Here is a 16,538-nt window from a genome sequence, read left to right as displayed (position 1 = left end):
ATATGCATACTGCGTAGACCAAACCACCACCACACCACACGGGGTTTCTCATGTTTGATCAGGAAGACGATCTCTCGCTCGGCTGGGCGCTGAAGCAGTTCGGTTACGGCCTGCTGCTCGGGCTCGTGCTGATTGTTCCGCTGTTCATCGCAGCTGCAAAAAGCGGGTGGGTGCAATGACGGCCGCCCAGAAAGACGCAGCCCAGCAAGCCGAGCCCGGCATCGGCCACAACGGCGCGCCTGAAGACACGTTCGAAACGGTCAAGAAGAAGATTGAAGACCTTTTCGAAGAGGCGAAAAATGCCTGTGACGGCGAGTCGATCGACAATCAGGACATCGCGGACTACGTGACGAAGGTTCACGACGATCTGCACAAGGCCGGCAAGGAAGCCGAGGATCTGCGCGTCAAAGAGAAGAAACCTCTCGACGACAAGGTGAAGGAAATCCAGGAGAAGTATGCGCCGCTCTTGGCCGATACCAAGACCAAAAAAGGTCTCGTGGTTCTGGGCAAGAAGGCATGCCAGGAACTCCTGACGCCGTGGCGTGAAAAGCTGCAGCGCGAGAAAGAGGCCGAGGCGAAGCGTGCCGCAGACCTTGCCGCCAAAGAGAAGGCGGAAGCCGAAGCTAAGATTCGCGACAGCCGCGGCAATCTGGAAGATCGCGTCGTTGCTGAAGAGCAGCTGGCGCACGCCAAGAGCCTCGAGAAGACAGCGAAACGCTGGGGCAGAGCGGCCGAAACCGGCACAGGACTTAGAACTGTCTGCGATGTCGAAATCACAGACATCGGCAAGGCGTTGGATTGGGCCTACGCAAAAGCACCGGAGAGTTTCGAAGAGGTCGCGCTGAACATGGCGAATGCCGCGGCGCGCGCAGGCACACGCGAAATCGACGGGTTCAAGATCACGGAAAGGAAGGTGGCGCGGTGAATGTACGGAGTTTCCGAAACGCTGTCGCCATCCTCCACAACTTGAGCCTCTGGGAACTCGAAGAGGCTGGTGTCATAGCGCGGGGCAACAGCAAGGCGTGGTCTCGCTTCAACGACGACATAACCACATTCATCCTGAAACTCGGCGACAAGCAGCTGGAAGCCCTGTGGGGTCTCGTCCAGGCGCGTCAACCTGATCAGTACAAGGAAGCCGGATGACGACTGAGAACAAAGATTGGGCGTGGGGAAAGGCCGGAATTCTCAGCGGTGGCATCTCTGAGCTCGAGCCGGCTATAGCAGAGGCGCTTCGGAAAGCATTCCAGTCTGGCCGAAAGTCCGCGATCAGGGAGGTTGCGGAGAGGTTCGAACCGCGGGTGGCAAACCATAACCGAGGATACGCGGAGTCACTGCATGACTATTGATGAGTGCGGTCATGGGTAAGCGCTCAAATTTCGAGCGTGTCGGCAACGACTTTTACCGGACTCAGGATCTCAGAGCCCACAGAACTCTCCTGCCTCATCTGCCAAAAGGTGCGAGCTTCGCCGAGGTGGCGGCTGGATGGGGTGATTTGGTCGGGCCGTTGATGCGGGCTGGTCATGACTGTGTTGCGCGATACGACATCGACCCATGCTACCCTGGAGTCGTCGAAAAGAACGCTCTCGATCTAACCGTGGCCGATCTGAATGGTGCCGACCTGATCATTACAAATCCACCATGGACGCGGACTTCTCTGCATCCAATCATAATGCATCTGTGCCAGCTGGCGCCCACTTGGCTGCTGTTTGATTCAGATTGGGCATACACAGATCAATCCGAGCCATACATGAAGTATTGCACCGACGTTGTCTCAGTCGGTCGCCTCATCTGGATACCGTTTACGAAGATGGCCGGAAAAGAAAATTGCTCCTGGTACAGGTTCGACCGATCGCCGCTCGACAGAACGATCTTTCATCGTCGTGTCGATAGTGATGCAAACCCACGGCAACTGAAGCGCAGGCTCGTCTATGCATGAAACGCGATAGTGGAAAAGCGCCATTCAAATCTAAATGGACTGCAGAAAAAATTTTAGCAACAGCTAAGGGTTATGATTCAAAAAATTCGTTCAGAGCGGGAAACTGCGCGGCGTACGGTGCGGCATATAGGCACGAATTTGGAATCGAATATTTCTGCGGTCATATGAAAAAGAATTTCAAGAGATGGAATTTCGACGATATTTTGAGGGTGGCTCGACAATATAAGACCATCAAAGAATTCAGAATTGGCGATTATGCAGCGTATTCGGCTGGATTACGAAGTGGCCGAAGGACTGAGTTGTATTCACATATGAACAAGAAGAGAAACGAGATACCAAGATCTGTTTACATTATTGAGTCCACAGATGGGCGCAGCGCTTACGTTGGACTCAGTTGCGACCCGAAGCGGAGATATAGAGAGCACAAAAGGCGCGGGAAGAGTGCGGTGAGGGAGCTGATCTCCTCTGAACATAGGTTGAGAATTTTGGCTGAAGACCTCACTGAAACCGACGCCCAGGAACTAGAAAAGGCCACTATAATGGAGCTCGCCGAAAAAGGCGTCACAGTGCTAAACGCTGTTTCTGGTGGCGCTCTCGGCGCCCTAGGATCTTTTCGTTGGAGCGAGCCTGACATTCAGAAAGAGGCACTGAAGTACAAAACCATCACCAGTTTTCAGCGCGGAAGCCCAGGCGCATATGGAGCAGCGACACGAAGATTTGGAGGCGTTGAACGATTTAGCAAACACATGAAAAAGCTAAATTACTGGGATGCCAAATCAATTGGAGACGAAGCTCTGAAATACAAGACGAGAACCGAATTTGAGAAAATCATGGGAGGGGCGGTGAACGCAGCAAGGAGGCTTGGAATTATGGATAAAGTTTGTTCACATATGTCTAAACGAGCCTGCGTCGATGCATGAACCAACACACGAAAACGGCACTCCATCTGTTTGCTATTGCTGTGGTCGGCATTCTGTCGGTGTCGGCATCGGCACCGTCAAGCTGCGATCAGACGAGACATGGAAAGGCGACCCGAAGTTTCTCTGCACGGAGTGCATCATGATCCTTGAGCCCCTGAAGCAGTTGCGCCGGCTGGATCCATACGAGGTCGATGCACTCGATGCCGGCATGGATGCGGTGGGCGACTTTCTGGAGCAGATCGGCAAGACGGACTTTTCCGAGATGGATGAGCTCGAGGTGCGCATGCTTGTGAAGACGGCCTGGATGGGCTGTTCAGACGGGATCCGGACCCTGGTCAGGGAGCAGGTCCCGCCGTTCTGACGCACCGAGGAATGACCACCACAGAAAGGACCACTGCCATGAAATACATTATCGCGTTCTGGATTGCCGGGACTCTTTTCGCGCACGGATTTGTTGGTGCCGACGTGGTGCCTCGTCAAGAAAGTGTAGCCGACGCAGCTGTTTTTACCATGATTTGGCCGGCTGCTGTGGGGCTCGAGCTCTCGCGGCGCGGCGTGACAGTCAAGACGGCGGATCGTTTGAGGTGACAGCCTACGCGATACAGGCTGGCGCTTTACGAACAAATCCAAGTAGTGGCCCAGACGGAATAGGGGTGCAGCCTGAAATTGCTTACACCCTCGAAGCTCGCTCAGAAGTACAACTTGTTCTACCTGGCCCGCGGGGGGGGGTAATGAATAAACCAATTCAAAATGAAGCCCGTACCTGTTCGCCACTCCGCTTCCTGTCGGTTTGCAGCGGTATCGAGGCTGCGTCGGTCGCATGGGGCGAGCTCGGTTGGAAGGCTGTGGCCTTTTCCGAGATAGAGAAATTCCCGTCTCAGGTTCTGGCGCATCACTACCCCTCCGTGCCGAATCTCGGAGATTTTACAAAGATCGATACCGCCACGCTTGGCCGTGTTGACATCCTGTGTGGTGGCACGCCTTGCCAGGCCTTTTCCGTCGCAGGCTTGCGCCGCGGACTCGAGGACGAGCGCGGAAACCTTACCTTGAAATTCGTGGAGCTTGCGCATGAACTTGCTGGTTTCGGCAACACAGACGGTAATGGACTTCGAAACGTTGTGTGGGAAAACGTCGTCGGAGTGCTCTCAGACAAAGGTAACGCCTTTGGGTGCTTCCTTGCCGGACTTGTTGGAGCGAATGCCCCCTTCATTTCAACCGGACCCAAGCCAGCAGACGGAAAGTCAAACGGATTTTGGAGATGGGTCAAAGAACTCGGGAGTCATGTCACGCGGTGGCCAACCAGCGGGGTGGTCCATGGGCCGAAAGGACGCGCCGCGTGGATTGTCAAGGACGCACAATTTTTCGGAGTGGCCCAACGACGCCGTCGTGTGCTCGTTGTCGCAGATTTTGGACAGGGAGCCGATCCCGCAGAGGTTCTATTTGAGTCCGGTTGCGTGCCGCGGCATTCTCCGCCGAGCAGAGAAGCGGGGGAAGGAGTTGCCACAGATGTTGCGCCAAGCCTTGTTAGCAGTGGCCGCGGAGTAGAGCGGCCGGGAGATACCAGAGGGCAAGATCCTGTTGTCGCATGCTTCGGAAGCTCTGGTGATGGCTATTGGCGCGAAGGTGTCGGGCCGCTACGAGCCAGGGAGCAGGATAGTCATGAATCGTTGGCGGTGTATGCACCAGATCTCGCGCGTTGCGTCGCAACGCGCGAAGGCTCTTCGCTCGACTACGAAACGACAACCATGCTGGCGGTTGGTGTCACTGGTAACGTTGCTCATACCTTGAAGGCTGAAGGTGCGGATGCAAGCGAAGATGGCTCAGGCCGTGGCACGCCTATTGTTGCCAAAAGCGTTGCTATTCGTGGGCGAGATGGTGGAGCTACTGCTGAACTTGGTGGCGATGTCGCGACAGCACTTCGAGCCAGCCAAGGCGGTGGTGATAAACCGCACGTCTTGAGTTTCGACTGCAAAGCATCCGGCCAGAGCGGTTTTGGCGTTGGCGAGATCGCATCGACACTGAGGGCTATGGGTCACACTGATAGCCACCAGAATGGAGGCGGACATCTGGCCGCCGCCATTGGAGCCAGAGTTCGCAGACTGACACCGAAAGAGTGCGAGCGTCTGCAGGGCTTTCCGGACAATTACACCCGAATTCCGATGAAGCGATACGATGCCAAGAAGGTCACCAAAACACGGCCGGAAGACATGTGGGAACTGCTAGACGGTGAGTGGTGGCTCATGGCTGCGGATGGCCCCAGGTATAAGGCGCTCGGGAATTCGTGGGCAGTCCCGAAGTTTGTTTGGCTGGGCAGAAGGTTGTCTCAACTCATGCCGGAAACAAATTTAACATGACTCTCTTGACAAATTTGTAAAACAGTGCAGAATGCTTGTAACAGATTTGGAGAGAGCATCATGTTTAAGAAAATGACCGAGAGAGAAGCTCAGGAAAATGTCACCGCAATGTTGGCGGAGACACCGAGGAATGCGCGTCAGTTCGTTTGGCGCGAGGCCATCAAGAGCGATCGACTGACCGAGGAAGCCAAAGAGGTTTACCGGGAGGCGCTTCGCAAGGATGGGGCAAAGGTTTGAGGCATGAAAACCCACTACGAGCGCTACCGCGATGACTTCTTGCGGTACGTGCCACGCGATAGCCGAGATGGAATGTCTCGTCTTTACGATCTCACGCCGTTGGCGTTCTACGCGCGGCTGTTCGATGAGCAAGACAGATTGAACGGCGCAGGCGCCGGAAAGGGAAACAGCGATGACCAGAGATGAGGCGCGGAAAGCCGCAGAGTTGATGCAGGCCTATGCCGATGGTGCCGAAGTGGAATGGTGCTTCCGTGGCACGCTTCGGCCGGAGTGGCACGAGGATGAGGCGCCAACGTTCGACTGGTACTCCTATGAGTACCGCGTGAAACCGGTTGTGCCTGACAGCATCGACTGGTCGCACGTCGCGCCGCAATACAAGTGGATGGCGCGGGATAAGAGTGGGGATTCGCACGTATTCAGAAGCAAGCCTTTTGGCCAAGAGCATTATTGGGGAACTGGCGACTACGCTATCCGGGCCGACTCCTTCACCTCCTACACCCGCGGCACCACGGACTGGGAAGACAGCCTCGTCGAGCGGCCGGAGGGCGTGTGATGAAACACCACCTCCAGACAGCCCGCGCTGCCATCCTCGATCGCAACAAGCCTTCAGCAATTCGCGCACTTCGCGCGGCTCTGGCGGAGGCTAACCAGGCGCGCAGGAGTGACGTGCGCTCCTATGTCATGTCAGCAATGAACTATGTGAGGGTGATGTGATGGTCATGCACCCATTGGCGCGAGGGCAATTCGTGGATGCGAAAGATGTCAAGGAAGCGCGGGAAGACCGGAGTCTGTCTCTTGCGGAGGCAAAGGCCCTAGTTAAGAACAAATCGCTTTACAGCAGGCTTTTCGCCCTGCGGCACGGGGATGAAACTGCGTCTGTGAAAGTCAATGAAATCATCGACATCATGCTCGATAGCATCGAGGTCGGATGACTCTCACCCGTCGCCAACTCCTGCTCTGCGCCACAGTCATTCCAGCTGCGGCAGCACTACCAAAGCTCGAGCCGGGCATCCCTGTTTTCTACGGCGCGGATCTGGCCACCGATCCAGACGTTTGCGCCATTTACAGCCACGACGGCCGCGCCTGGCATTTCGTTCGCTACCTGACCGCTCCCAAGGAAAAGCATGACAACACCGCTTGATCTCGCGCTGGAATACGCATCGAAGGGAATTCCGGTTTTCCCCTGCAGAGCAGCTGCTGAGACGACTGACCAGGTAGACCCGGATACCGGCGAATTCATCACGCTCGAGGAAAAAACACCACTTACGAGCAACGGCTTTAAGGGTGCTACGACCAACGAGCGGATCATTAGGACTCTGTGGGAACGGCATCCCGACGCCATGATCGGCATACCCACGGGGGAAAAGTCAGGGCTGTGGGTGCTCGACGTTGACAACAAGCACGGCAAGAATGGCGACGCGTCTCTGGCTGAGCTCGAGTCCGAACACGGCGCCTTGCCAGACACGGCGCGCGGCAAGACAGCTGGTGGTGGCTCGCACTACCTTTTCAAGCACGTCTCCGGGGTTCGAAACCGCGGCGAGATGGGCGACGGCCTCGATGTGCGAGGCGAGGGCGGTTACATCATCGCGCCGGGCAGCAAGTTGGCAAGCGGGGCGGAATACGACTGGTACGAGGACTCGCCTGGTCTGTCGCAGATCGCTGACGCTCCGGAATGGTTGCTCCATATCGTATTGCCCAGAGCTGACACGCCGGCAGCAGCGCCGGCAACCAAGCCAACGACCACCTCGCTACCTCCGCAGGAGAATCCGACCTATGTACAGGCCGCGATCGACGCTGAGCTTGCTGACCTCGCTTCAGCACCTCCCGGCACGCGCAACAACAGGCTGAATGACGCTTCGTTCTGCCTGGGGCAGTTCGTCGGTGCCGGCGTCGTCAGCGAATCTAACGCACGAGCATACCTCGAGGCGATCGCGCGACAGTGGCCCAACTTCCAGAAGTCAAAAGGCACGATCAGCCGCGGCTTGAAAGACGGGGCGCAACATCCACGATCCATTCCGGCACCGACTGGCGTTCCGGAGGACAACACGCGGCTGGTCGACATCTCGCGCATGATCGAAAGCGGTTTGCGCAAGAAGGACGCACCGGCTACCAAGACAGACGAGCCAGAGGCCAAGCCGCCTCTAATCCTGGCGACGCCGTTTGAATGGAAGGATCCGACAAAACTCCCGCGGCGCGAATTCCTGTTCGGCAAGCACTACATCCGCAAATACGTCAGCGTCACGGTTGCGCCTGGCGGCCTTGGCAAGACCAGCAACAGCATTGTCGAGGCGCTGGCCATGGCCACGGGTCGCGAGCTTTGCGGGGTCAAGCCGGAGAAGCGGGCCAAAGTGTGGATTTTTAATGCTGAGGACCCCCGCGACGAGCTCGACAGGCGTATTGCTGCGGCAAATATCCATTACAGGATCAGACCTAGCGACCTGGAGCGACAGCTTTTCGTCGATACGGGTCGCGAGCAGGAGCTCGTCGTCGCGATTGAAGACAAGAAGTCAGGCGTCAGGATCATCGAGCCGATCGTCGAGGCGGTTGTGGAACAGATAACGAGGCACGGCATTGATGTCATGATCGTGGATCCGTTTGTCTCGACCCACGGCGTCAATGAGAACGACAATGGCGCGATCGACAAGGTGGCCAAGCTCTGGGCGCACATCGCGGATCGCACGAATTGCTCAATCGACATCGTGCACCACCTGCGCAAGGTCGCGGATCGTGAGGCAACGGTTGACGATGCTCGTGGAGCTGTATCCCTGATCGGCGCGGCGCGCTCGGTGCGGGTTCTGAATCGCATGTCGCCGGATCAGGCCGCATCAGCTGGAGTGGACGACAAGAACGGCTACTTCTCCATCACCTACGGCAAGGCCAACCTGACACCGCTCTCAAGCAAGCTGGATTGGCGGAAGATGGAGTCTGTCGGGCTCGGGAACGGGGAGGGCCTGGCAAAGCCCCAGGATCACGCACCGGTTGTCACAGACTGGGCATGGCCAACAGCGGAAGACATCGCGGCGGAGCACGCCAAGAAGCTGCCGGCCGTGAAGGTTCTTCTCGATAACGGGGCATACAAGCGCGGCGCCCAGGCCAAAGACTGGGCCGGCGATGCGATCGCTTATTCGCTCGGTCTCGACTCCGACGATAAAGCCACACGCAAGAAATGCGGCATGATCTTAAAGGCATGGCTTGATTCCGGCGAGCTTGCCGTTGTGGCGGAGAAGGACGAGCTCAGCCGCAAGAATGCGGAATACGTGAGGAGTGCGGGATATGCAGAGAGGCACAGGGATGCTGACTGAAGCAGCAACCCAGGAAAACATCGAGCGCGCGGATTATCTGCGCGGAGTTCTCGCCGAATCAGCGCACTCGTTTTCAGATGGGCAAGACTTCGTGCGCGTGCCTGTCGCCAGAGACTTGGATATCAACTGGGAAAACCCTGAATCTCCAAAGGGCTCAGTTCCAATCGATGTACACGAGTTCCGCAAGAAGTCATGCGGCTGGTGGATCAAGGGACGGTGTTTTAATGCGCGCAGGATCGAATGCGAGGGACTGATCATCGCCGCGTGGTATGATGGCGACAACGGTGTTGTGCAGCTATACGATGAAATAGGAAAACCTGTGCCACAGTAGTCGCGGCAGCAGAGCCAGCCTTCGGGCTGGCTTTTTCGTTCGTGGGACGGCAAGCTTTTATAGCGGGCTTCCCTTTTGGCACAAAGGGCAAGACTCGCGATCATGGGACTTCGCCATCTTGTGCGCCATTGAGTTTAGAGAGCTGGAAAGAAGCTGTATACGTCGAGAGATTTGGCGCACGAAATGCGGGTCATCACTCTCGGCAAGCGCCTCGATCAACTCTCTCATGAGAGGACCAACTCGGTTATCACCAACATTGGCCCAGTACATGGCGTCTTTCGTGATATCACTCATTGATGGTCACGTACTCAGGATCTGCGTAGAATACGTACTTCATATCGGGCTGCTTGCTCGCCACATAGCGCGGCTCTCCACGGGAGTTTTCTTCCAGCTCACCGACGAAGATCTCAAGTTCTTTATCATTCCTTTTGAGTGTAGCTGATTTGATGTTGGTCATTTCCACGTCTCCCTTTCGATGATTTAGTTATACAAATTTGTCAAACCAATGTCAAATAGAAAATACAAGAATTTTGTATTTTCATTCATAGGCCGGCAATCCGTGGAGCAGGGCGGTGCATGCCAGAGCTGTGCGCTTATCGGCGCCGTTGCGCTTCATATTGACCACGCTATTTGCAGACACTCCAAGCAGCGCTGCGATATCCCTGTCTGTTTTTGCGTGGCCCGAGGATTTCATTTCGGCGAGCCACGCGGTGAAGGATGCGGGAGTCATGCAACGTATTTCCCCCTCGAATCTATCCAAGATCCGTATTTCCGAACGGCTCTCACCTTGTCCATGTAAATTTTGTGATGCATTGGGAGATGCCGATGCTCTGCTGCGTGTCGAAGCAGGGAAGCTATTGCTGCTGGCGCAATAGGTGTTCCGTTGTTTTGAAGGCGTGTAAAGCCTTTATGATACGAGAAGCCCGGCAAGGTATGATTCCGCCGGGCTCTAAATGGGTGATTAAATTTTACGAGCACGAGAAAGAGCCTCACGATTTTTGCGGTTGCGAATGCGGCGAGCTTTGATTTCCACGGTACGACCCGCTTTATAGTCACGGATGACGGAAGCAGACGGAGATTGCGCCCAATACTGCGCAAAGGTGTCTTCCTGGTCGATTGCGGCCAACTCATTCTTGAGTTCCTCTGCGCGTTCTGCCTTGATCTGTTCCATGTTCATTTCCGTATCTCCCTTGCTGATGACCCGTTATACAAATTTGTCAGATCTGAGTCAACAACAAAAATACAAAAATCTTGTACATTTATTGTTTGACAAATTTGTCAGATGGTGTCAGTCTAAGCGCAACACCACAGGAGATACGGAAATGACACGCACCAAGTTTAAAGCTCTTCTCGCAGCCAGCAAGGCAAAGGTTGATGCTGGTGTCCTTAATTGGGGTTCGATGATTACCCTGACGCGCGAGTTCATCAAGCGCGCCGAAGAGAGTGTTCGGCCTGTTCCGGGCTACGCGAATTGCTCCAACCATACCGATCGCCTCGCTGACATCGAGTTCGGCAAGCAGAAGCTTTTAGAAATCAGGGCGACATATGCGTGAGCAATTGCGCACAAGCCAACCCAAAACCTAACCAACCCCGCTTCGCTCCCGAGGCGGGGTTTTTGCTGCGCTGGACCACAGATATTCCCGATCGCCCGTGAGTTCGCCCACGAGATCGTCGATGGCCTCAAGCGTCGCTGTGGCGAGCCTGTAGGGCGGAGAGCCTATGCGAGCCGTGCTGCACACCTGTATCGCGCTCTCACGCCCCTTGCGCAGGCCTTCCAGGGCTTTCTGGGTGTCTATGTGTCCGCGTCTCCGGGCCATGCCGCAACCTCTTTGTACCTGTTTTGTTCTAACTTACAGCAGGCGCGGAGAATTGCAACGTGCCAATGATGGCACTTATACCCCACAGACTTTGTGTTGTGCGCCAGGGTTGGCGGTTAGGTGATCTGCGAAAGTGCGAAAGTCCAGCAAAAACAATACTTGCGCAGGATTTTCCGTTGTTTTTCAACGCCTGCCTGCGCAGTTCTCACAGCCACCCGCATAGCCGCCATTTTATGGCTGCGCACTTCTTGCGCATTTCTATCAAATTTGCGCATTTCGAATTGCGCAAATAGGCCCAGGAGACACCTCTACATACCTGCGAAAATATATGCGAATTTCATGCGCATACTTTGGTGCGCACTGATGTTCGCAATATAATTTAGCAGGGGTGTTAGAAAGATAGGATTTGAGACGCGAGAATTGCGCAAATCGAAATAGCGGCCAGCCGAAAGCGGACAGCCGACTGATTGAAGGCCGTCAACTCTCACCAGCCATGTGCCGGCCGCTCGGCCTCCCGCCTGCCGCACACGCGCCTTGACAAATTTGTAGAAATGATATACACACCTTTCCACCAGCAAAAACCACCACGAGGCATCCATGGAAGATTCGAGCAAGCACGAGTTCAGGGTCGGCGATCGCGTGACCTGGGGGACCAGGTTCACGAGTTACATCATCGACTACATCGAAGAGCGCTCGGCACGAATGAAACCGGGATCTGGAATTCGGATGGAGGACGGGGCTCAAGTTGTGGGTGACGACGGTCCGTGGGCATTCACGAACGAACTCATTCTCATCGAGCCTGCGGCGCCTCCAACCCGTTACTTCCTCGCGGGCGACAACAGCGGGCACGACTATGTCGTTCCCGTCGAGCACAAAGAGGAATGGTTTACCTGGCTGGAAATCCCGGAGGATGACGAGCGGAGCTGGGATGTCCCGGAATTCGCGAGGCAGGTAGACGGCGGGCTCACATTCACGGATCCGAAGGACGACTGATGGCGAAACACAAATGCCCGAACAGGTTTAGCGGGGAGGGTGCGCGCGGCGGCTCTTTCTTCGAAATCGAGGAAACATGGGAAGGCAATACCCATCTCATAGTTGGCCATTCCTGTGTGATTGTCCACAACGCGGATATTCCGATCACATGGCTTGCTGAGCTGATCGCAATTGCGACGGAGCACAAGGACGGAATTGCCGGATTCCTGCAGGAGCACAATTGGTCCGGCGACAGCTATGCCCTTATGTGCGATCCAGTGAAAGAGCAAAAAGGTGCGGCATGACCAGACTCCCGGATCACATCGCTGAGCAACTCCTCGCAATCGGCAAGGTCGAGCATGGGCGAACGCATGAGCAGACCGACGAGATGCACGTGAAAGACTTCGCAAACACACTTCGCATCACACGCGAGTCCTTCGGAACGGAAGGCGACAGGTATTTGCATGGCGTTTACTTGAGCGGCACGGCAACGGTCCTGTGTCACACAGGGACAAGCCCGAATTCCAGCGTCCATGCCGACATCATCACCGGGTTGTGGAACCACTTCGTCGACATCGCAGATGCTCAGCAGAGGGACGCGTTATGAAAACCAGCGTGACCTACTTCACGTGGCAAGGCGTCAGCTATGTCCGCTACAATTCCTGGGACGGCCAGGGTCGCTATTCCACCTACACCGAGCGCTACAGCGGTGGCTAGCGCAAGCCAGCAGACCACGCGCATCGCAGGCAAGCGGGTGGTTATTCGCACCAGCGCGAAAGGCAAGGTTTCTGTCAAAGACGCGTTGCCGGAGGAATGGGAGCTTCAAGCCTCCCAGATCCGAGCCCTGAAGGCCCATCCGGATTACGGCAAGCGTTTCCTGACGGCCGGGGATCAAAACGCCAGCAAACGCGGGGCAAAGGCCCAGGTGCAAGCAATAGCGGCAGGCATGGAGGCAGGCGAGGCCGATGTTCGGATCTACCTGCCGCGCCAACGCATAGGACTCATCGAGAACAAGGTCGGTAAGGCCGGGCTGACAAAGAGCCAGCAGAGACGTCACCCCATGCTTGAAGCGATCGGGCATCGCGTTGAAGTGGTGCGGGCAGTCACAGAGGAAGATGCCGCGGCCCAGGCCGTGGCTCTGGTTGAGAAATGGTTGGAGGAATGTGATGTATCCTGACAAAAAAACAGCTCCATGGGCAGTGCCGCCAAACAACGGTATAGCCCTTACTCGTGACCTTAAACAGGTGGAAGTCACCGACGAAGGTTGGCAGTGTTTCGGCGCAGGTCGCAAGACCCTCACGGCTTGCTTCCCGGATGGAAGCCAAATTGAGTGCGATGTTTCAAATATCGAGTTCAAGCCAGGCGAACCTGCCAGCATTACCGTGCAGTTCCCAATCGAGGCCGGCGACGTGATCTGGACAAAAGATGGCTACTTCGAGGCCATGCGTGTTTTCGAGGACGCCAAGGGCAACACCTGGATCGACACCACAAATGGTGCATATCCGCGGGACAATGTTTTGCTGAGCAATGGATGGTCTGGATGATTTGGCCAAGCGAATACAGCCCGCAGTGGCAGAGGCATTTTGCCTGGTTTCCGACACACGTGGACGATGGAGAAAACTGTGTCTGGCTGCAGCCTTATTGGGAGCGATACGTGCGCAGTTCGAGCCAGTGTGATTATTGCGGGGCCAAGGACGTGGTAGGGGTTTGGGAACGCGTTTCGGTGATGCCGGCATGACCTTTCGTTTGAAGCTGTACCGAGTCCAGGTCGTTGGCTTCGCCGACGTGAACTATGCCGCAGCGTCTCGCGGGAAGGCTATTGCCGCTGCCTGGCGTGATTACAGTCATGCCTACGACGTGCCGTTCAAAGAGTTCCTGAAAATCGCTGCTGCGCGTCGAGCGCAAGAGCCTGACGACTTCGGAAAGCGGATCACGGTTGGCGGCGAGCCTGCCTATCTCGTGACCGGCGTCTACCCGAACCCGAACGGTTACATCAGGTTTGCCCGCGAAGACGGCGAGCAGTCCCTTTTCAGCCACCCAGCGGACGTGGTTATGGATCCACCGCAGGCATCTTAATAAACGAAACCGCCTTTTCCTTAATTAGCAGGCCAGTGATGTACACCACAGAAGACCTGACGAAACAGGCCCACGAGATGGCCAACAAGCTGCTCTACCGGTCTCACAATCAGATCCCGGTGGACGATGCGGTCCAGATCGCAAACCTGTTGCTCAACCTCGCGGAACGGTTCGAGCCGGAGCCGGAACCTATTCCCGAAACCGTCTATTCGTCATACGGCATATTACCTCGTGTTTAGCTTGACAAATTTGTAGAAATGGTATACATAGCGAGAAACCAATCGGGGAATCGCAGTGTCATCAGTAGCACTCAGCGAGGCGCAGCAAGCGCAGCGCAAAAAAGAAGAATCCAAAGCGGTCACGAAAGCGGCCAGGAAGATCAAGAAGCGCCAGTCGATCGGTGATGACTGGGACGGCAAAAGCTCAGCAAACAACATCAATTGGCCACTTGCAACGGCCCTCATTCGTGAGGGCAATCAAGAGCTCCTGAAAGCGGCCATGTTCTATCGCAAGGTAGAGGCTCAGGCACACAGCAATCCACTGATTGGCGGTGGTGGCAGCGTTGATATGCGAGAGGTCATGATCGATCGTGAGACGCGTATTCGCCGAAACGGCGAGATTGTTCAAGCCGACATCCGACAAAGCAAGGCTTCTGGAGCAAAGGTCAACTGCGGAACTAGAACGACCAAGGCCGACGACAAAACCAATCCAGATGACATCAAGGCGCCGATACAAGGGGCGTGGAGTGGTGATCGTGCGGTAAATGACAGGATGGACGCCGAAAGGCTTTATCCGCGTCTAGAGCAGCTTCTGGGGCCAATTCTGGGGCCTTTCGAAGAGATGGTGTGCGATGGCTTGACGTACGAACAAGCGGGCAGGCGCATGGGGGTCGGTAACGAGGCCGGCGCAAGAGGGGCGGCTCAGGCTGTCGCACACCTTGGTTTGGTTCGAGTTAGAGACTTTGCCGGGAACGTCTCGCGGGATGATTTGCGTGGTGCCCTATAGGTCAAACCGTCTCCCGTCGTTGGTTATATAGGAAGTAGGTTCTACCGACGCGCCGAAGTCATAATGGCCAACGGACGGTGATGCTTCTCTTTAGCGCTGCCAATGGTGGCGCTACGGAATTCTGAAAGGGAAAAAACAATGTGTCTGGTCGATCCGACTTACAAGGACTCGCGCGTTGTTCCGCTTGTTTCGCGTAATCCTCTAGACAAATTGTGCAAAGAACTCAGGCGGTCTCAGCAGTGTTTTTGCACAGGCAGAGGCGCTGATGGTCTTTGCAAATGTGAACGGATGCAGGCCGCTTGTGATGCGAACGGCGGCTACATTATTCCAAAAAACATCAAGCAGTTTGTCCGCGAGGTCTATTGCGGAGCGAAGCCGCGTATCCGTGTAAAGGCTGGATCACGTCGCTGGTAACAAAATAGTGCCGCACTACTCCTCTGACCGGATCAGGCAGCGAACGTCTGGGTCATGCGTGTGCGCAGCCAACCACAAAGGCAGTCGCTTGTCTTGTGGAGTTAACGCGGCTGGAGCCTGACTGCGGCAGGTATAGCAAACGCCAGCTAAGGCTCGCGTGTACATCCGCAGCTTGTTCGATCACTGTGGCGCGATAATCGCAGCCTGGTGGCCTCGCTCCCGGCTTATCCTTTCACCGGTTGAGCGAGGCAGCAATTATGTGTCCTGACTAATGTAGTCGAAGGAATTCTTTATGGCACACGCCGACATTGAAGCCAGAAGAGCATATGGTAGGGCTCATTATCGAGCAAACAAAAGCGTGTACAAAGAAAGGGCCATGGCCCACAAAAAGAAAGCCGCAATAAAAATAAGATCGCTTATATGGGATTACCTAAAACAAAACCCTTGTATCGATTGCGGCGAGAGTGACCCAACAGTCCTTGAGTTCGATCATAGAGACGACGAAAATAAGCTTTTCAATATTTCAGATTGCGTAAGCAGCGGATACGCCGCTGGTAAGGTGTTGGCTGAAATTGAAAAATGCGATGTTAGATGTGCCAACTGCCACAGAAGGCGTACAGCTAAGAGCTTTGGTTGGTTCTGTGGGCAGATCGAGCCCACATTGCACTAATCCTAATGCCGGTATAGCTCAGTGGCCAGAGCGGCTGTCTTGTAAACAGCGGGTCGCAAGTTCAACTCTTGCTGCCGGCTCCACATCTCGGCCTACCGTATCCGGTTACAGCGTGTAGCTCAGAAGGGAGAGCGCCGGTTTTGGGAACCGGAGGCCGCAGGTTCGAGCCCTGCTACGCTGACCAATCCACACAGGGTAGCGCATGGGCAAGCACACACACCTATACAAGCTGGCTGTGTGGCGCAGGCTTAGAAGCAGGCAGCTGATCAAGCAGCCGTTGTGCGAGTACTGCCTGGAAAGCGAAGAGGTAACAGCGGCCGACACTGTCGACCACATCACGCCACATCGTGGCGACATGAAGCTGTTCACTGACCCACTCAATCTCCAATCCCTCTGCTCACCATGCCACAACAAGCGCAAGCAGCGCGAGGAGGCAGGGCAAGACGTGATCGTATTTGGTGCGGATGGCTGGCCATTGGCCTAGCTCTTGATGAGCGGATCAAG

At 55.6% G+C, this 16,538-nt stretch carries 30 protein-coding genes and 2 tRNA genes; 28 read left to right on the top strand and 4 right to left on the bottom strand.

Annotated features, from left to right (window positions below; all coding sequences use genetic code 11):
* Positions 1-50 precede the first annotated feature (50 nt).
* The 15 genes from FIU93_RS31760 (at position 51) to FIU93_RS22570 (ending at position 9,080) form a co-directional block, all read left to right on the top strand.
* A complete protein-coding gene (locus tag FIU93_RS31760; RefSeq protein ID WP_286202375.1) occupies positions 51-179 on the top strand; it encodes a hypothetical protein in 129 nt (42 codons plus the stop codon).
* The gene (locus FIU93_RS22625) at positions 176-925 is read left to right on the top strand and encodes a hypothetical protein (RefSeq protein ID WP_152506841.1); all 750 of its coding nucleotides are present in this window, start codon (positions 176-178) and stop codon (positions 923-925) included. Before FIU93_RS31760 ends, FIU93_RS22625 begins: the two co-directional genes overlap by 4 nt.
* Positions 922-1,143: a hypothetical protein gene (locus tag FIU93_RS22620; protein WP_152506840.1), complete on the top strand. Its 222-nt coding sequence runs from the start codon at positions 922-924 to the stop codon at positions 1,141-1,143. The genes FIU93_RS22625 and FIU93_RS22620 overlap by 4 nt, the downstream gene beginning before the upstream one ends.
* Before the next feature lie 214 nt (positions 1,144-1,357).
* Positions 1,358-1,936, top strand: coding sequence for a hypothetical protein (locus FIU93_RS22615; RefSeq protein WP_209010206.1), 579 nt, complete (start codon positions 1,358-1,360; stop codon positions 1,934-1,936).
* On the top strand, positions 1,933-2,856 hold the full coding sequence (locus FIU93_RS22610) for a GIY-YIG nuclease family protein (RefSeq protein ID WP_152506839.1): 924 nt from the start codon (positions 1,933-1,935) through the stop codon (positions 2,854-2,856). Before FIU93_RS22615 ends, FIU93_RS22610 begins: the two co-directional genes overlap by 4 nt.
* Positions 2,857-2,995: 139 nt before the next feature.
* Positions 2,996-3,217 (top strand): DUF6511 domain-containing protein, encoded by a 222-nt coding sequence (locus tag FIU93_RS22605; protein WP_152506838.1) that lies wholly within the window; start codon positions 2,996-2,998, stop codon positions 3,215-3,217.
* Between the two features lie 38 nt (positions 3,218-3,255).
* Positions 3,256-3,444, top strand: a complete 189-nt coding sequence (locus FIU93_RS22600; RefSeq protein ID WP_152506837.1) for a hypothetical protein — start codon at positions 3,256-3,258, stop codon at positions 3,442-3,444.
* Positions 3,445-3,587: 143 nt separating this feature from the next.
* On the top strand, positions 3,588-5,210 hold the full coding sequence (locus tag FIU93_RS22595) for a DNA cytosine methyltransferase (protein ID WP_152507675.1): 1,623 nt from the start codon (positions 3,588-3,590) through the stop codon (positions 5,208-5,210).
* Positions 5,211-5,270: 60 nt separating this feature from the next.
* On the top strand, positions 5,271-5,447 hold the full coding sequence (locus tag FIU93_RS31495; RefSeq protein ID WP_173017385.1) for a hypothetical protein: 177 nt from the start codon (positions 5,271-5,273) through the stop codon (positions 5,445-5,447).
* A 172-nt stretch (positions 5,448-5,619) separates the two neighbouring features.
* Positions 5,620-6,000, top strand: a complete 381-nt coding sequence (locus FIU93_RS22590) for a hypothetical protein (protein ID WP_152506836.1) — start codon at positions 5,620-5,622, stop codon at positions 5,998-6,000.
* Positions 6,000-6,161 carry a hypothetical protein gene (locus FIU93_RS31490; protein WP_173017384.1) on the top strand — a complete coding sequence of 54 codons (162 nt, stop codon included), beginning with the start codon at positions 6,000-6,002 and terminating at the stop codon, positions 6,159-6,161. Before FIU93_RS22590 ends, FIU93_RS31490 begins: the two co-directional genes overlap by 1 nt.
* Before the next feature lie 32 nt (positions 6,162-6,193).
* Complete coding sequence (locus FIU93_RS22585) at positions 6,194-6,379, top strand: hypothetical protein (protein ID WP_152506835.1); 186 nt, start codon at positions 6,194-6,196, stop codon at positions 6,377-6,379.
* On the top strand, positions 6,376-6,588 hold the full coding sequence (locus FIU93_RS22580; RefSeq protein WP_152506834.1) for a hypothetical protein: 213 nt from the start codon (positions 6,376-6,378) through the stop codon (positions 6,586-6,588). Before FIU93_RS22585 ends, FIU93_RS22580 begins: the two co-directional genes overlap by 4 nt.
* Positions 6,572-8,749 (top strand): bifunctional DNA primase/polymerase, encoded by a 2,178-nt coding sequence (locus tag FIU93_RS22575; protein ID WP_152506833.1) that lies wholly within the window; start codon positions 6,572-6,574, stop codon positions 8,747-8,749. Before FIU93_RS22580 ends, FIU93_RS22575 begins: the two co-directional genes overlap by 17 nt.
* Positions 8,739-9,080, top strand: a complete 342-nt coding sequence (locus tag FIU93_RS22570) for a hypothetical protein (protein WP_152506832.1) — start codon at positions 8,739-8,741, stop codon at positions 9,078-9,080. The genes FIU93_RS22575 and FIU93_RS22570 overlap by 11 nt, the downstream gene beginning before the upstream one ends.
* Positions 9,081-9,366: 286 nt before the next feature.
* Here FIU93_RS22570 and FIU93_RS31485 read toward each other — a convergent pair whose 3' ends face one another.
* The 3 genes from FIU93_RS31485 to FIU93_RS22560 all read right to left on the bottom strand — a co-directional run bounded on the left by FIU93_RS31485 (position 9,367) and on the right by FIU93_RS22560 (position 10,251).
* A complete protein-coding gene (locus tag FIU93_RS31485) occupies positions 9,367-9,537 on the bottom strand; it encodes a hypothetical protein (protein WP_173017383.1) in 171 nt (56 codons plus the stop codon).
* Between the two features lie 81 nt (positions 9,538-9,618).
* Entirely contained in the window at positions 9,619-9,810 is a 192-nt protein-coding gene (locus tag FIU93_RS22565; protein ID WP_152506831.1) for a hypothetical protein, read from the bottom strand.
* 231 nt (positions 9,811-10,041) lie between these two features.
* On the bottom strand, positions 10,042-10,251 hold the full coding sequence (locus tag FIU93_RS22560) for a hypothetical protein (RefSeq protein WP_152506830.1): 210 nt from the start codon (positions 10,249-10,251) through the stop codon (positions 10,042-10,044).
* Positions 10,252-10,402: 151 nt separating this feature from the next.
* On the opposite strand from FIU93_RS22560, the gene FIU93_RS22555 reads away from it, so the two are divergent.
* A complete protein-coding gene (locus FIU93_RS22555; RefSeq protein ID WP_152506829.1) occupies positions 10,403-10,633 on the top strand; it encodes a hypothetical protein in 231 nt (76 codons plus the stop codon).
* 27 nt (positions 10,634-10,660) lie between these two features.
* Here the strand turns inward: FIU93_RS22555 and FIU93_RS22550 are convergent, their stop codons facing one another.
* Complete coding sequence (locus FIU93_RS22550) at positions 10,661-10,897, bottom strand: hypothetical protein (protein WP_152506828.1); 237 nt, start codon at positions 10,895-10,897, stop codon at positions 10,661-10,663.
* A gap of 597 nt (positions 10,898-11,494) precedes the next feature.
* On the opposite strand from FIU93_RS22550, the gene FIU93_RS22545 reads away from it, so the two are divergent.
* From FIU93_RS22545 to FIU93_RS22490, 12 genes are all read left to right on the top strand, one after another.
* On the top strand, positions 11,495-11,890 hold the full coding sequence (locus FIU93_RS22545; RefSeq protein WP_152506827.1) for a hypothetical protein: 396 nt from the start codon (positions 11,495-11,497) through the stop codon (positions 11,888-11,890).
* Positions 11,890-12,174, top strand: coding sequence for a hypothetical protein (locus FIU93_RS22540; protein ID WP_152506826.1), 285 nt, complete (start codon positions 11,890-11,892; stop codon positions 12,172-12,174). Before FIU93_RS22545 ends, FIU93_RS22540 begins: the two co-directional genes overlap by 1 nt.
* Positions 12,171-12,476, top strand: coding sequence for a hypothetical protein (locus FIU93_RS22535; RefSeq protein ID WP_152506825.1), 306 nt, complete (start codon positions 12,171-12,173; stop codon positions 12,474-12,476). The genes FIU93_RS22540 and FIU93_RS22535 overlap by 4 nt, the downstream gene beginning before the upstream one ends.
* Before the next feature lie 102 nt (positions 12,477-12,578).
* Positions 12,579-13,046: a VRR-NUC domain-containing protein gene (locus FIU93_RS22530; RefSeq protein WP_152506824.1), complete on the top strand. Its 468-nt coding sequence runs from the start codon at positions 12,579-12,581 to the stop codon at positions 13,044-13,046.
* Positions 13,036-13,413 (top strand): hypothetical protein, encoded by a 378-nt coding sequence (locus tag FIU93_RS22525; RefSeq protein ID WP_152506823.1) that lies wholly within the window; start codon positions 13,036-13,038, stop codon positions 13,411-13,413. The genes FIU93_RS22530 and FIU93_RS22525 overlap by 11 nt, the downstream gene beginning before the upstream one ends.
* 190 nt (positions 13,414-13,603) lie before the next feature.
* Complete coding sequence (locus FIU93_RS22520; protein WP_152506822.1) at positions 13,604-13,945, top strand: hypothetical protein; 342 nt, start codon at positions 13,604-13,606, stop codon at positions 13,943-13,945.
* Between the two features lie 38 nt (positions 13,946-13,983).
* Positions 13,984-14,184: a hypothetical protein gene (locus FIU93_RS22515; RefSeq protein WP_152506821.1), complete on the top strand. Its 201-nt coding sequence runs from the start codon at positions 13,984-13,986 to the stop codon at positions 14,182-14,184.
* Between the two features lie 55 nt (positions 14,185-14,239).
* The gene (locus FIU93_RS22510) at positions 14,240-14,950 is read left to right on the top strand and encodes a hypothetical protein (RefSeq protein ID WP_152506820.1); all 711 of its coding nucleotides are present in this window, start codon (positions 14,240-14,242) and stop codon (positions 14,948-14,950) included.
* A 706-nt stretch (positions 14,951-15,656) separates the two neighbouring features.
* Positions 15,657-16,034, top strand: a complete 378-nt coding sequence (locus FIU93_RS22505) for a hypothetical protein (RefSeq protein ID WP_152506819.1) — start codon at positions 15,657-15,659, stop codon at positions 16,032-16,034.
* A gap of 7 nt (positions 16,035-16,041) precedes the next feature.
* Positions 16,042-16,117 (top strand) — tRNA-Thr (locus tag FIU93_RS22500).
* A 25-nt stretch (positions 16,118-16,142) separates the two neighbouring features.
* A tRNA-Pro gene (locus tag FIU93_RS22495) sits at positions 16,143-16,218 on the top strand.
* Positions 16,219-16,236: 18 nt separating this feature from the next.
* Positions 16,237-16,518 carry an HNH endonuclease signature motif containing protein gene (locus tag FIU93_RS22490; RefSeq protein ID WP_152506818.1) on the top strand — a complete coding sequence of 94 codons (282 nt, stop codon included), beginning with the start codon at positions 16,237-16,239 and terminating at the stop codon, positions 16,516-16,518.
* Positions 16,519-16,538: the final 20 nt, after the last annotated feature.

Origin of the sequence: Labrenzia sp. THAF35, from assembly GCF_009363595.1 — a bacterium.
Taxonomy (GTDB): domain Bacteria; phylum Pseudomonadota; class Alphaproteobacteria; order Rhizobiales; family Stappiaceae; genus Roseibium; species Roseibium algicola.
The sequence above is the reverse complement of the archived record's forward strand: the minus strand, read 5'-3'. Positions and strand labels throughout refer to the sequence as shown.

Bases quoted from the DNA above. Each gene is read 5' to 3' on its own strand.
- FIU93_RS31760 (WP_286202375.1), top strand. From the start codon at position 51: ATGTTTGATCAGGAAGACGATCTCTCGCTCGGCTGGGCGCTGAAGCAG.
- FIU93_RS22625 (WP_152506841.1), top strand. From the start codon at position 176: ATGACGGCCGCCCAGAAAGACGCAGCCCAGCAAGCCGAGCCCGGCATC.
- FIU93_RS22615 (WP_209010206.1), top strand. From the start codon at position 1,358: ATGGGTAAGCGCTCAAATTTCGAGCGTGTCGGCAACGACTTTTACCGG.
- FIU93_RS22610 (WP_152506839.1), top strand. From the start codon at position 1,933: ATGAAACGCGATAGTGGAAAAGCGCCATTCAAATCTAAATGGACTGCA.
- FIU93_RS22605 (WP_152506838.1), top strand. From the start codon at position 2,996: ATGATCCTTGAGCCCCTGAAGCAGTTGCGCCGGCTGGATCCATACGAG.
- FIU93_RS22600 (WP_152506837.1), top strand. From the start codon at position 3,256: ATGAAATACATTATCGCGTTCTGGATTGCCGGGACTCTTTTCGCGCAC.
- FIU93_RS22595 (WP_152507675.1), top strand. From the start codon at position 3,588: ATGAATAAACCAATTCAAAATGAAGCCCGTACCTGTTCGCCACTCCGC.
- FIU93_RS31495 (WP_173017385.1), top strand. From the start codon at position 5,271: ATGTTTAAGAAAATGACCGAGAGAGAAGCTCAGGAAAATGTCACCGCA.
- FIU93_RS22590 (WP_152506836.1), top strand. From the start codon at position 5,620: ATGACCAGAGATGAGGCGCGGAAAGCCGCAGAGTTGATGCAGGCCTAT.
- FIU93_RS31490 (WP_173017384.1), top strand. From the start codon at position 6,000: ATGAAACACCACCTCCAGACAGCCCGCGCTGCCATCCTCGATCGCAAC.
- FIU93_RS22580 (WP_152506834.1), top strand. From the start codon at position 6,376: ATGACTCTCACCCGTCGCCAACTCCTGCTCTGCGCCACAGTCATTCCA.
- FIU93_RS22575 (WP_152506833.1), top strand. From the start codon at position 6,572: ATGACAACACCGCTTGATCTCGCGCTGGAATACGCATCGAAGGGAATT.
- FIU93_RS22570 (WP_152506832.1), top strand. From the start codon at position 8,739: ATGCTGACTGAAGCAGCAACCCAGGAAAACATCGAGCGCGCGGATTAT.
- FIU93_RS31485 (WP_173017383.1), bottom strand. From the start codon at position 9,537: ATGACCAACATCAAATCAGCTACACTCAAAAGGAATGATAAAGAACTT.
- FIU93_RS22565 (WP_152506831.1), bottom strand. From the start codon at position 9,810: ATGACTCCCGCATCCTTCACCGCGTGGCTCGCCGAAATGAAATCCTCG.
- FIU93_RS22560 (WP_152506830.1), bottom strand. From the start codon at position 10,251: ATGGAACAGATCAAGGCAGAACGCGCAGAGGAACTCAAGAATGAGTTG.
- FIU93_RS22555 (WP_152506829.1), top strand. From the start codon at position 10,403: ATGACACGCACCAAGTTTAAAGCTCTTCTCGCAGCCAGCAAGGCAAAG.
- FIU93_RS22550 (WP_152506828.1), bottom strand. From the start codon at position 10,897: ATGGCCCGGAGACGCGGACACATAGACACCCAGAAAGCCCTGGAAGGC.
- FIU93_RS22545 (WP_152506827.1), top strand. From the start codon at position 11,495: ATGGAAGATTCGAGCAAGCACGAGTTCAGGGTCGGCGATCGCGTGACC.
- FIU93_RS22540 (WP_152506826.1), top strand. From the start codon at position 11,890: ATGGCGAAACACAAATGCCCGAACAGGTTTAGCGGGGAGGGTGCGCGC.
- FIU93_RS22535 (WP_152506825.1), top strand. From the start codon at position 12,171: ATGACCAGACTCCCGGATCACATCGCTGAGCAACTCCTCGCAATCGGC.
- FIU93_RS22525 (WP_152506823.1), top strand. From the start codon at position 13,036: ATGTATCCTGACAAAAAAACAGCTCCATGGGCAGTGCCGCCAAACAAC.
- FIU93_RS22520 (WP_152506822.1), top strand. From the start codon at position 13,604: ATGACCTTTCGTTTGAAGCTGTACCGAGTCCAGGTCGTTGGCTTCGCC.
- FIU93_RS22515 (WP_152506821.1), top strand. From the start codon at position 13,984: ATGTACACCACAGAAGACCTGACGAAACAGGCCCACGAGATGGCCAAC.
- FIU93_RS22505 (WP_152506819.1), top strand. From the start codon at position 15,657: ATGGCACACGCCGACATTGAAGCCAGAAGAGCATATGGTAGGGCTCAT.
- FIU93_RS22490 (WP_152506818.1), top strand. From the start codon at position 16,237: ATGGGCAAGCACACACACCTATACAAGCTGGCTGTGTGGCGCAGGCTT.